Source organism: Streptomyces sp. NPDC054770 (assembly GCF_053611985.1).
Map to the genome: position 1 here is coordinate 1 of NZ_JBSHBL010000104.1, position 12540 is coordinate 12540.

Genomic DNA, 12540 nt, shown 5'->3' on the forward strand with positions numbered 1-12540 from the left:
GGGGACGCGCACGCGCCCCCCACCCACACGCGCCCCGACCCCGGACCCCCGCACACTGTGTAAGGACGCTCAGACCAGCCCTGTAGCCTCTCCTCACCGCACCCGGCCAGTACCGAAGGAGCCCTCCCGTGACTCAGCGCACCCTCGTCCTGCTCAAGCCCGACGCCGTTCGTCGGGGCCTGACCGGCGAGATCATCAGCCGCATCGAGCGCAAGGCCGGCTGGCAGATCACCGCGCTGGAGCTGCGCACCCTGGAGCGCGCCACGCTGGAGCAGCACTACGCCGAGCACGTCGGCAAGCCGTTCTACGAGCCGCTGGTCGAGTTCATGGCGTCGGGTCCGGTCGTCGCCCTGATCGCCGAGGGCGACCGGGTCATCGAGGGCGTCCGCGCGCTGGCCGGCCCCACCGACCCGATCGCCGCCGCGCCCGGTTCCATCCGCGGCGACTTCGGCGTGATCGTCCGTGAGAACCTGATCCACGCGTCCGACTCCGAGGAGTCCGCCGAGCGCGAGATCAAGATCTTCTTCCCGGGCCGCGCATAGCCCTTCCGGGTCCCGCAAAGGACCCGTACGGAGTTTTGGTGGAAGTTTTTGACGAGGCGTCAGCCCACTGAGCTGCATGACCTGGGACGGCCGGACGATTTCGGCCGTCCCTCGGCATATGCGTGCCGATCGGGGGAACGAGTGGCCCCGTCGGACCGTCTCCACAAGCGAGGCGGCTGTACACGTGCTGACAATGGCGAAGACCCTCGCGCAGTGTTCGTGCAGGCGCGTCTACGATGGAAGCCTTCACGTCACAGCACCAACTTCGCCGACCTGAAATGCCCTCAAAAGCTCCCGGGAAGGCCAGACGAATCCTGATGGGGAACTCAATGTCGTTCATCGGCCGTGACATGGCTGTCGACCTCGGGACCGCCAACACGCTGGTGTACGTCAGGGGTCGCGGGATCGTACTCAACGAGCCGTCCGTTGTCGCGATCAATACGAACACCGGTGGAATTCTGGCGGTCGGCGCCGAGGCGAAGAAGATGATCGGGCGCACGCCCGGGAACATCGTCGCCGTACGTCCGCTGAAGGACGGCGTGATCGCCGACTTCGAGATCACCGAGCGGATGCTCCGCTACTTCATCCTGAAGATCCACAAGCGGCGCTACCTGGCCCGTCCGCGTGTCGTGGTGTGCGTGCCCTCCGGTATCACCGGTGTCGAGCGCCGTGCCGTCATCGAGGCGTCCTCGCAGGCCGGTGCCCGCCAGGTGCACATCATCGAAGAGCCCATGGCCGCCGCCATCGGCTCCGGCCTGCCGGTCCACGAGGCCACCGGCAACATGGTGGTGGACATCGGCGGCGGCACCACGGAGGTCGCGGTCATCTCGCTCGGCGGCATCGTCACCGCCCAGTCCATCCGCGTCGCGGGTGACGAGCTGGACAACGCGATCATCCAGCACATCAAGAAGGAGTACAGCCTCCTCCTCGGTGAGCGGACGGCCGAGCAGATCAAGATCACGATCGGTTCGGCGTACGAACTCGACTCCGACGAGCACACCGAGATCCGCGGCCGGGACCTGGTGTCCGGGCTGCCGAAGACCGTGGTCATCTCGGCCGCCGAGGTCCGCAAGGCGATCGAGGAGCCCGTCAACGCGATCGTCGACGCCGTGAAGACCACCCTCGACAAGTGCCCGCCGGAGCTGTCCGGCGACATCATGGACAGGGGAATCGTTCTGACCGGCGGCGGAGCCCTGCTGCGCGGCCTGGACGAGCGGCTGCGCCGGGAGACCGGCATGCCGATCCACATCGCCGAGGACCCGCTGGACAGCGTGGCGCTCGGCTCCGGCAAGTGCGTCGAGGAGTTCGAGGCGCTCCAGCAGGTCCTGGACGCCCAGCCGCGCAGATGACGTAACTCTTCGATTCCGCCGTGCGAGATGATCTCCTCTCGTGCGGCGGATCGTTGATATGGAGGCATAGGCTCGCAGGCAGCGAGTTCCACCCCCACAAGCCTCCGCGCGCCCCCCCACATGCCCCACATGCTTCACAAGCTCCCGCAATCAAGCCCCGCAGGTTCCTATTGAGGAAGGCACGGCCGCCGCACGTGAGGGACACGAAAGAGAGCCGGCTGCTCCTGGTGCTGCTGATCGCCATCGCGTTCGCGCTGATCACGGTGGACATCCGAGGCGGCAGGAACTCCCCGGTGGACGGCGCCCGGCAGGCCGCGGCCGCGGTCTTCGGCCCGATCGAGAACGGCATGTCGACGGTGGTGGACCCGGTCGGAAACGCCGTCTCCGCCGTCCGCGACTCCGGCGAACGCCACGACCGGCTGGCCCGCCTGGAGCAGCAGAACGCGACCCTCAAGGCGAAGCTCGGCAGCGACGACCGCAACCGCAGCCGCCTCCAGCAGCTCGACAAGATGCTGAACATCGCCGCCGAGGGCCAGTACGGCATCAAGGGCGCCCAGGTCATCGCCATAGGGTCGGCGCAGGGCTTCTCCTGGACCATCACCATCGACGTCGGCTACAACGACGGCATCAAACGCGACATGACCGTCCTCAACGGCAACGGCCTGGTCGGCCGCGTGACCACCGTCGGCCCGGACGCCTCCACCGTGCTGCTCGCCAACGACCCCGACTTCACCGTCGGCACCCGCATGGAGGGCAGCGACGAACTCGGCTTCGCCTCCGGCCAGGGCGACCGCCCGCTGCGCGTCGAACTCCTCAACGGCAAGGCGGAGGTGAAGAAGGGCGACCGGCTGGTCACCTTCGGCTCCCAGAACGACAAGCCGTTCGTGCCCGGCGTCCCGGTCGGCACGGTCACCAGCGTCGGCCCGTCCAACGGCGGCCTCACCCGCACCCTTTACGTCACGCCGTTCGTGTCCTTCACCAAGCTCGACATCGTCGGCGTGGTCGTCGAGGCACCGAAGAAGGACCCGCGCGACGAAGTGCTCCCGGCCAAGCCCAAACCGACCCCGACCCCGACGGTGACCGTCACGGTCACCCCGTCCGCCGACGCGAGCGCGAACGGCACCGACACCACCGGCCAGCAGCAGTAGGAGCTGAATCCCCCATGCGCGTCAACCGGATCCTGCTCTCCTCCGCCCTGGTCGTCGTCGCCCTGGTGATCCAGGTGAGCGTCCTCGCCCGCCTGCACCTGCCGGGCGCCGTCCCCGACCTCATGCTCCTCACCGTCCTCGGCCTCGCCATGGTCTACGGCCATGTCGGCGGCGCCCTCGTCGGCTTCGGCGCCGGACTCCTCGCCGACCTCGCCCCGCCCGCCGACCACGCGGCCGGCCGCTACGCCCTGGTGCTCTGCGTCGTCGGCTACTTCGCCGGCCTCATCAAGCCGGAGAACGGCCGCCTGAAGTCCGCGACCGGCCCGATGCTCGTCGTGGTCGCCGCCGCCGTCGGCTCCACCCTGCTCTACGCGGGCGTCGGCGCCCTCGTCGGCGACACCGCGGCCCGGCACGTCGGCATGACCAGCCTGCTGATCACGGCCGCCCTGTACGACCTGCTGCTCGCCCCGTTCGTGGTCCCCGGCGTCATGGCCCTGGCCCGCCGCGCGGACGGCGACCCGCTCACGGAGGCCAACTCCGGCGGCAAGGCCGGGGACATCTCCTCCGGCTGGATCTCCTCCGGCACCGGAATGCGCATCGGCGGGCAGCGCGGCGGTTTCGGTGCCCTCAAGGCCAGGGCCCGCACCCGCAACGTCCGCGTCGGCCGCATCAAGGGGGTCAAGCGCCTGTGAACGCGGCGCAGTTCACCCGAACGGGGGCACCGGGGCGGAACGCGGCCTCACAGGTCCGTCGTTCATCATTCGTACGCGCACGCGCCTTCGTGCAGGGAAAGGGGGAGGCAACCCAGTGACCAACATTCCCGAGACCGGACGGACCCCACGCGTCCAGATCCGTCTCGTCGTCATCCAGATCCTCGTCCTCTCCCTGCTCGGCACCCTCGGCGGCCGCCTGTGGTACCTGCAGATCCGGGAAGGCGCCGAGTACCAGAAGGAGGCCTCCGGCAACCACGTCCAGCAGGTCGTCGAGCCCGCCGTGCGCGGCTCGATCCTGGACGCCCGCGGAGTCCCCCTCGCGGACAACGAGACCCGGCTGGTCGTCTCCGCCTCCCGTACCGACCTGCTCAAGCAGAAGGACGACGGCAAGGCGGTCCTGACCAAGCTCGCCGGCGTCCTCGGGATGAAGCCCGAGGACGTCATGCAGAAGGTCCGCCTCTGCGACGCCAAGACCCCCCAGCCCTGCTGGAACGGCTCGCCGTACCAGCCGATCCCGATCACCGACAAGGCCACCGCCAAGCAGGCCCTCCAGATCCGCGAGCGCTCCGAGGACTTCCCCGGCATCACCGCCGAGCCCGAGGCCGTCCGCCGCTACGCGAGCCCCGGCAAGTCCAACACCGCCCAGGTCCTCGGCTACCTCTCCCCGGTCACCGACGACGAGATCGAGCAGGCCAAGGACACCTCCTCGCCCTACCTGCGCTCCGACATGGTCGGCCGCTCCGGGCTGGAGCGCGAGTACGACAAGGAGCTGCGCGGCAAGGCCGGCGTCACCCGCTACGAGGTCGACAACCTCGGCCGGGTCATCGGCAAGGCCAAGTCCGATGCCGCCGAGCCCGGTTCGAACCTGGTCACCAGCATCGACTCCCGGGTGCAGCGGGTCGCGGAGAACGAGCTGGACAAGGCCATGAAGGCCGCCCGCCAGCAGTACGACAGCATCACCCACGAGAACTACAAGGCCGACTCCGGCGCCGTCGTCGTGATGGAGGCCAAGACCGGCCGGATCGTCGCCATGGCCTCCGCCCCGACCTACGACCCGAACGTCTGGGTCGGCGGCATCTCCGCCAAGGACTACAAGGCCCTCACCGGCAAGAACTCCGACTATCCGCTGCTCAACAGGGCCATACAGGGTCAGGCGGCGCCCGGTTCGACGTTCAAGGTGGTCTCCACGGCCGCCGCGGTCAACGCCGGCTACGCGTGGGACGGCGGCTACCCCTGCACCAGCTCCTACTCGGTGGGCGGCCAGGTCTTCAAGAACTTCGAGGGCGAGAACTTCGGCGACATCTCGCTGGGCCGCGCCCTGGAGGTCTCCTGCGACACCGTCTTCTACGGCCTCGCTGACCGCGAGTGGAAGAAGGACGGCGGCATCAACCCGAAGAAGGGCGAGCCGAAGGACTACTTCTTCAAGACCGCCCACCAGTTCGGCCTCGGCAAGGAGACCGGCATCGACCTGCCCAACGAGGTCACCGGCCGCATCCCCGACCGCCAGTGGAAGCTCGACTACTGGAAGGCCAACAAGGTCGCCTGGTGCAAGTCCGGCAAGAAGGACGGCAGCTACGTCCAGAAGATCGAGTACGAGAACTGCCTCGAAGGCAACAAGATGCGCGAGGGCGACGAGATCAACTACTCCATCGGCCAGGGCGACACCCTCGTCACGCCGATACAGGAGGCGATGATCTACGGCGCCGTGGCCAACGGCGGCACCGAGTACCAGCCGACCATCGGCAAGGCGATCGTCTCCGCCGACGGCAAGACCGTCCAGGAGATCAAGCCCAAGGCGGTCCGCAAGCTGCCCGTCACCCAGGCCACCCTCAAGGGCATGGACGAGGCCTTCGCGGGCGTCATCACGCGCGGTACGGCGGCGTGGAAGTTCGGCGGCTGGCCGCAGGACAAGATCGCCCTGCACGGCAAGACCGGTACCGCCGAGGTCTACGGCAAGCAGACCACGTCGTGGCTCGCCACCTACAGCAAGGACTACACGGTCATCATGACCATCGCCCAGGCCGGTACCGGTTCCGGTGCCTCCGGCGAGGCGGTCCGCAACATCTACAGCGCGCTCTACGGCGTCGCCGCGGACGGCTCCATCGACAAGTCGAAGGCGCTGCTCTACACCCCGCAGACGGGCCTGCCGAAGGTCCGCACGGACGGCACCATCGCGGCCCCGAAGATCTCCAAGGACCCGGCGAAGGACTTCCAGGTCTTCTCCCAGCAGGGCGACAAGAGCACCGACAACGGGCAGACCCCGGCCGCCACCACGGCCTCCCCGTCCACAGGCAACCGCACCACCCGAAGGCGGCCGCGCAAGAGGGGAAGCCGGAGGATGCTCACATGACCGGCGTCAACAGCTTCTCCGTCTCCGGATACGGCCCGGCGCGGGCCGGCTGGACCCGGGTCTTCGCCCGGGACTCGATGGCCCGCCGGCTGGACTGGCCGATGTTGCTGGCGGGGATCGCCCTGTCCCTGCTCGGTTCGGTGCTGGTCTACTCGGCGACCCGCAACCGCACCGAGATCAACCAGGGCGACCAGTACTACTTCCTGGTCCGGCACCTCATGAACACCGGCATCGGGCTCGCCCTGATGATCGGCACCATCTGGGTCGGCCACCGCCAGCTCCGCAACGCCGTGCCGATCCTCTACGGCCTGTCCCTGCTGGGCATCCTCGCGGTGCTGACCCCGCTGGGCGCCACCATCAACGGCAGCCGCAACTGGATCGTCCTCGGCGGCGGCTTCTCGCTGCAGCCCGCCGAGTTCGTGAAGATCACGATCATTCTGGGCATGGCGATGATACTGGCGGCGAGGGTGGACGCCGGTGACAAGAAGTACCCCGACCACCGCACCGTCCTGCAGTCCCTGGGCCTGGCCTCGGTCCCGATCCTGATCGTGCTGCTCATGCCCGACCTCGGCACGGTCCTGGTGATGGTGACCATCATCCTCGGCGTGCTGCTCGCCTCCGGCGCCTCCAACCGCTGGATCTTCGGCCTGCTCGCCGCCGGTGTGACCGGCTGCATCGCCATCTGGCAGCTGCACATCCTGGACGAGTACCAGATCGCCCGCTTCGCGGCCTTCGCCAACCCGAGCCTCGACCCCTCCGGCGTCGGCTACAACACCAACCAGGCCCGCATCGCCATCGGTTCGGGCGGCCTGACCGGCGCGGGGCTGTTCCACGGCTCGCAGACCACCGGCCAGTTCGTCCCCGAGCAGCAGACCGACTTCGTCTTCACGGTCGCGGGGGAGGAGCTGGGCTTCGTCGGCGCGGGTCTGATCATCCTGCTCCTCGGCGTCGTCCTGTGGCGCGCGTGCCGTATCGCCCGCGAGACGACCGAGCTGTACGGCACGATCGTCGCGGCGGGGATCGTGGCGTGGTTCGCGTTCCAGGCGTTCGAGAACATCGGTATGACCCTCGGGATCATGCCGGTCACCGGTCTTCCGCTGCCGTTCGTGTCGTACGGCGGTTCGTCGATGTTCGCGGTGTGGGTGGCGGTGGGGCTGCTGCAGTCGATCAGAGTGCAGCGCCCGATGTCGGCATAGCCGGCCGCGCCGGGGGAACCCCGAGAGGTGAACACATCGGTCCCGGTATGTTCACCTCTCGTATCAATTCGGTTTCCCTGTGATTTACCCACTTTGGCCTCTGCCTCTGCGGCGGCCCGACCACTAGATTCAGCTCATGGCGGATACGAAGCGTGAAATCGAGCGCAAGTATGAATCCGACGACAGCGGCCTGCCCGACCTGACCGGCGTCGCCGGAGTGGCGAACGTCGTGGACAAGGGCACCGCCGAACTCGACGCGACCTACCACGACACCTCCGACCTGCGCCTGGCCTCGGCCAGAGTCACCCTGCGCCACCGCAGCGGAGGCAGCGACGCGGGCTGGCACCTCAAACTCCCCGTCGCCCCCGGCGTCCGGGACGAGATCCACGCTCCCCTCTCCGACACCCTCCCCGAGGAGCTCGCCGCCCTGGCCCGCTCCCGGGTCCGCGAGGGCCGGCTGGTCCCGGTGGTCCGGCTGCGCACCACCCGCGACGTCCGCCACCTCGTCGACGCCGACGGCGCCCTGCTCGCCGAGGTGAGCGTGGACCGCGTCCGGGCCGACCGGCTCTTCGGCGGCCAGGGCAGGGCGCAGTGGACCGAGATCGAGGTGGAACTCGCCGACGGCGGCGACCCCGCCTTCCTCGACAAGGTGGAGAAACGGTTGCGCAAGGCGGGCGTACGCCCCTCGAAGTCCGCGTCGAAACTGGCCCGCGCCCTCGCCGAGACCAAGGGCGGCAAGCCGCGCCCGCCGAAGACCGGCTCCGCCGCACCGGTCACGGCCGGCGACCACGTCATGGCCTACGTCCGCGCCCAGCGCGACGCCATCGTCGAGCTCGACCCGGCCGTCCGCCTGGACACCGAGGAAGCCGTGCACGACATGCGGGTCGCCACCCGCCGGCTGCGCAGCACCTTCCGCACCTTCGGCAAGGTCCTCGACCGCGAGGTCACCGACCCGGTCGCCGACGAGCTGAAATGGCTGGCCGGCGAACTGGGCGTGGGCCGCGACCAGGAGGTCCTCGCCGAACGCCTGATGTCGGCCCTCGCCGACGTACCCCCCGCCCTCGTCGACGGCCCCGTCCACGACCGCCTGCGCGGCTGGGCCGAGGCGAGCGGACGCGGCTCCCGCAGCCGGCTCCTCGGCGTCCTGGACTCCGAGCGCTACCTGGCGCTCCTCGACACCCTGGACGCGCTGGCCGCCGACCCGCCCCTGCTGAAGGCGGCGGCCAGGGACCCGGAGAAGGTGCTCGGCTCGGCCGTACGCAAGGACTTCGACAAGGTCACCGGCCTGATCGAGACGGGCATGGCACAGCCCCCCGGCCACGACCGCGACCTCGGTCTGCACGAGGCCCGCAAGAAGGCCAAGCGCACCCGCTACGCGGCCGAGACCGCCGGCCCCGCACTCGGCAAGCCGGCGAAGACCATGGTCAAGTCCATGAAGTCGCTCCAGACCATGCTCGGCGAGCACCAGGACAGCGTGATGGCCCGCGAGACGCTGCGCGAGCTGTCGGCGGTGGCCCACGCGGCGGGGGAGAGCACGTTCACGTACGGGCTGCTGTACGGCCACGAGGAACAGCGGGCGGCGGCGGTGGAGGCAGGGGTACCGGAGGCCTGGGAGAAGATCAGGGCCGGGGCGCCGGTGTGATCCGGGCGTACGGGGGAGGTCGCCGACCGGGTTAGGCTAGATGGTCACCCTTCCCGGCCACCGGCCGGAGGGCACCCCCCAGCCACCTCACAAAGGTCCGCGAGATGCCTGCCGAAGCCGCCTCTCAGGTCGCCGAGTCTGTGTTCCCGCAGCTCGAAGCTCTGCTCCCGCATGTGCAGAAGCCGATCCAGTACGTCGGCGGAGAGCTCAACTCCACGGTCAAGCCGTGGGAGACCTGCGACGTGCGCTGGGCGCTCATGTACCCGGACGCGTACGAGGTGGGCCTGCCCAACCAGGGCGTCATGATCCTCTACGAGGTGCTCAACGAGCAGGAGGGCGTCCTCGCCGAGCGCACCTACAGCGTGTGGCCGGACCTGGAGGCGCTGATGCGCGAGCACCGCGTGCCCCAGTTCACGGTGGACAGCCACCGCCCGGTGGGCGCCTTCGACGTGTTCGGCCTGTCCTTCTCCACGGAGCTGGGCTACACGAACATGCTCACGGCCCTGGACCTGGCCGGGATCCCCCTGGAGTCCAAGGACCGCACGATCGACGACCCGATCGTCCTCGCCGGCGGCCACGCGGCCTTCAACCCGGAACCGATCGCGGACTTCATCGACGCGGCGATCATCGGCGACGGCGAGCAGGCCGTCCTGGACATGACGAAGATCATCCGCGAGTGGAAGGCGGAGGGCCGTCCCGGCGGCCGCGAGGAGGTCCTCTTCCGCCTGGCGAAGACCGGCTCCGTCTACATCCCGGCGTTCTACGACGTCGAGTACCTCCCCGACGGCCGTATCGCCCGCGTGGTCCCCAACGAGTCGGGCGTCCCGTGGCGCGTCTCCAAGCACACCGTCATGGACCTGGACGAGTGGCCGTACCCGAAGCAGCCCCTGGTCCCGCTCGCCGAGACGGTCCACGAGCGCATGTCCGTGGAGATCTTCCGCGGCTGCACGCGCGGCTGCCGCTTCTGCCAGGCCGGCATGATCACCCGCCCGGTGCGCGAGCGCTCGATCACCGGCATCGGCGAGATGGTCGACAAGGGCCTGAAGGCCACCGGCTTCGAAGAGGTCGGCCTCCTCTCCCTCTCCTCCGCGGACCACTCGGAGATCGGCGACATCGCCAAGGGCCTCGCCGACCGCTACACCGAGGACAAGATCGGCCTCTCCCTCCCCTCCACCCGCGTCGACGCCTTCAACATCGACCTGGCCAACGAACTGACCCGCAACGGCCGCCGCTCCGGCCTGACCTTCGCCCCCGAAGGCGGCTCGGAACGCATCCGCAAGGTCATCAACAAGATGGTCTCCGAGGACGACCTGATCCGTACGGTGTCGACGGCCTACGGCAACGGCTGGCGCCAGGTGAAGCTGTACTTCATGTGTGGCCTGCCCACCGAGACGGACGACGACGTCCTCCAGATCGCCGACATGGCGACGAAGGTCATCGCCAAGGGCCGCGAGGTCTCCCGCTCGAACGACATCCGCTGCACGGTCTCCATCGGCGGCTTCGTCCCCAAGCCCCACACCCCCTTCCAGTGGGCCCCGCAGCTGTCGGCGCAGGAGACGGACGCGCGCCTGGAGAAGCTGCGGGACAAGATCCGCGGCGACAAGAAGTACGGCCGCTCGATCGGCTTCCGCTACCACGACGGCAAGCCCGGCATCGTCGAGGGCCTGCTCTCCCGCGGCGACCGCCGCATCGGCGCCGTGATCCGCGCGGTCTACGAGGACGGCGGCCGCTTCGACGGCTGGCGCGAGCACTTCTCCTACGACCGCTGGATGGCCTGCGCCGACAAGGCCCTGGCCCCCACCGGCGTGGACGTCGACTGGTACACCACCCGCGAACGCGGCTACGAGGAGGTCCTCCCCTGGGACCACCTCGACTCGGGTCTGGACAAGGACTGGCTCTGGGAGGACTGGCAGGACGCCCTCGACGAGACAGAGGTCGAGGACTGCCGCTGGACACCCTGCTTCGACTGCGGGGTGTGCCCGGCCATGGACACGAGCATCCAGGTGGGGCCGACGGGCAAGAAACTGCTGCCTCTGACGGTCAAGAACGCGGCGCCGGCGCCGTCTTCGAGCGGTCACACGCACTGAGGGGGGCGAGGCACTCGATCGGGTGATGGAGGCGCCGGCGGGGGCGGCCGACGACGAGGTAACCGCTGCCTTGGCTGCTCTCGGTGCGTCTGGTCGTCGGCTGCCGGCCCCGCAGTGCGTTCTTCGGACGCCGCTGCCGAGCCCCGGAGGCGCTTCGCAGATCGTCTCCGAACGGGAGTGGGTCTGAAGACCGTTCTTGGTTTGTTTGGCCGCACCTGTTGAGCTCCTTCCCCCGATGGGGAGGGGGCTCCTTGGCATCTGCTGGCGGGCCCGCTCCCATCCGGGCCGGCGTTCCCTTCTGCCTCCGCCCCGCGTCTGCCCGTCAGGAGACGAGGATGCCGATGCCGTCGCCGAGGAGCTTCAGGCCGAGGACGAAGAACAGGACCGCCATCACGGCGACGTTGTGCTGGGCTGCCCGGTCCTTCCAGTTGCCGAGGGTGGTCCTGGCCCGTTCTCCCCCGAGCAGGAAGACCCCGAGTGGGACCAGCAGTCCGAGGGTGGCGATCACGACGAAGATCGCCAGGGATGCGATCTGCTGTCCGAGTGGCAGTCCGGCCGAGCTGATCGCGGCGCCCGCGGCGATGGTGAGCGGGGCGTTCTTGGCGTTGAGTGCGCCAGGGCCAGACTGGCAGGGGATGCGAGACGAGTCGTACGTGGCCAGGATGAAGAGGTGAGGGCGATGGCGCCTCATGTTCGGACGCTGGGCGACCCTCGCGCGCATCGCGGCAGGAGGACGTCACGATGACTGCGAACACAGGCGCAACCCAGTCAGCTCACCCCGAGCGCCCGGGCAGGTCGGACGGGGTCTGCAGTGAGTTCACCGTCTTCACCAAGATCAAGCCGGGCCATGCGGACGCGCTGCGCAAGGATCTCGCCGCGCTGTCGGAGGCGGCGGACGACGAGAAGGTCCATGCGGCGGTGCGCCAGATCGGCACCCTGCATGACGCACGGCACGTGATCTTCGACGACGACACGCGGTTCATGTTCGCCAGCGTCTTCGACGGCTCCTGGGACACCTACATCGACGACTTCGCCCAGACGGTGGTCGGGGCCCGCTTCGACAAGGTCTTCTCGCACAGCGACGGGTTCCCCGGGGTCAAGGATCCAGGGGCGAAGGACTGGTTCGTCGCCCATCAGGAGCCCGCGGGGGTCTTCGTCAGTGCCTATCCCGATCTGACCGTTCAGCAGATCTACAAGGACCACCGCGTGGACGACGCGTTCCAGGAAGTGCTGGACACCGCCGAGTTCCGAGCGGCGCTGGAGAACCCGGCCAACGCGGAGCTGGTGGCCACACCGGCCTTCCAGAAGCTGTTGGAGGAAGCCTCGGCGTAGCCCCCTGACACGGCCGTCCCTCGGAACCCACCCACCATGGGTGGACCGTATCGGCGGACGCGCACCGGCCGTTGCAGGGCCCTGGGCACCATCATGCGGGCCCGCAAGGAGGTCCTCCATCGCCCGCCACAACCTCAACCGGCGACCGCGCACAGAGCCCCGCAGCGCCGACGAGGTACTC

At 69.0% G+C, this 12540-nt stretch carries 10 protein-coding genes; 9 read left to right on the plus strand and 1 reads right to left on the minus strand.

Annotated features, from left to right (window positions below; translation table 11 throughout):
• Positions 1-128 precede the first annotated feature (128 nt).
• From ndk to ACWGKQ_RS46495, 8 genes are all read left to right on the plus strand, one after another.
• The gene (gene ndk / locus ACWGKQ_RS46460; RefSeq protein WP_453298145.1) at positions 129-542 is read left to right on the plus strand and encodes a nucleoside-diphosphate kinase; all 414 of its coding nucleotides are present in this window, start codon (positions 129-131) and stop codon (positions 540-542) included.
• Positions 543-871: 329 nt separating this feature from the next.
• Positions 872-1891 carry a rod shape-determining protein gene (locus ACWGKQ_RS46465; protein WP_046734341.1) on the plus strand — a complete coding sequence of 340 codons (1020 nt, stop codon included), beginning with the start codon at positions 872-874 and terminating at the stop codon, positions 1889-1891.
• Between the two features lie 194 nt (positions 1892-2085).
• Positions 2086-3039 carry a rod shape-determining protein MreC gene (gene mreC / locus ACWGKQ_RS46470; protein WP_453298146.1) on the plus strand — a complete coding sequence of 318 codons (954 nt, stop codon included), beginning with the start codon at positions 2086-2088 and terminating at the stop codon, positions 3037-3039.
• 14 nt (positions 3040-3053) lie between these two features.
• On the plus strand, positions 3054-3731 hold the full coding sequence (mreD, locus tag ACWGKQ_RS46475; RefSeq protein ID WP_453298147.1) for a rod shape-determining protein MreD: 678 nt from the start codon (positions 3054-3056) through the stop codon (positions 3729-3731).
• A 115-nt stretch (positions 3732-3846) separates the two neighbouring features.
• Positions 3847-6102 carry a penicillin-binding protein 2 gene (gene mrdA / locus ACWGKQ_RS46480; protein ID WP_453298148.1) on the plus strand — a complete coding sequence of 752 codons (2256 nt, stop codon included), beginning with the start codon at positions 3847-3849 and terminating at the stop codon, positions 6100-6102.
• Positions 6099-7298, plus strand: a complete 1200-nt coding sequence (gene rodA, locus ACWGKQ_RS46485) for a rod shape-determining protein RodA (protein ID WP_453298149.1) — start codon at positions 6099-6101, stop codon at positions 7296-7298. The genes mrdA and rodA overlap by 4 nt, the downstream gene beginning before the upstream one ends.
• Positions 7299-7434: 136 nt before the next feature.
• Positions 7435-8940, plus strand: coding sequence for a CYTH and CHAD domain-containing protein (locus tag ACWGKQ_RS46490; protein ID WP_453298150.1), 1506 nt, complete (start codon positions 7435-7437; stop codon positions 8938-8940).
• 104 nt (positions 8941-9044) lie between these two features.
• Positions 9045-11027, plus strand: coding sequence for a TIGR03960 family B12-binding radical SAM protein (locus ACWGKQ_RS46495; RefSeq protein WP_453298151.1), 1983 nt, complete (start codon positions 9045-9047; stop codon positions 11025-11027).
• Between the two features lie 322 nt (positions 11028-11349).
• Here ACWGKQ_RS46495 and ACWGKQ_RS46500 read toward each other — a convergent pair whose 3' ends face one another.
• Positions 11350-11718: a GAP family protein gene (locus ACWGKQ_RS46500; RefSeq protein ID WP_453298152.1), complete on the minus strand. Its 369-nt coding sequence runs from the start codon at positions 11716-11718 to the stop codon at positions 11350-11352.
• A gap of 50 nt (positions 11719-11768) precedes the next feature.
• Here ACWGKQ_RS46500 and ACWGKQ_RS46505 point away from each other — a divergent pair, with 50 nt between their 5' ends.
• Positions 11769-12359, plus strand: a complete 591-nt coding sequence (locus ACWGKQ_RS46505) for a hypothetical protein (RefSeq protein ID WP_453298153.1) — start codon at positions 11769-11771, stop codon at positions 12357-12359.
• The last annotated feature ends 181 nt before the right edge of the window (positions 12360-12540 follow it).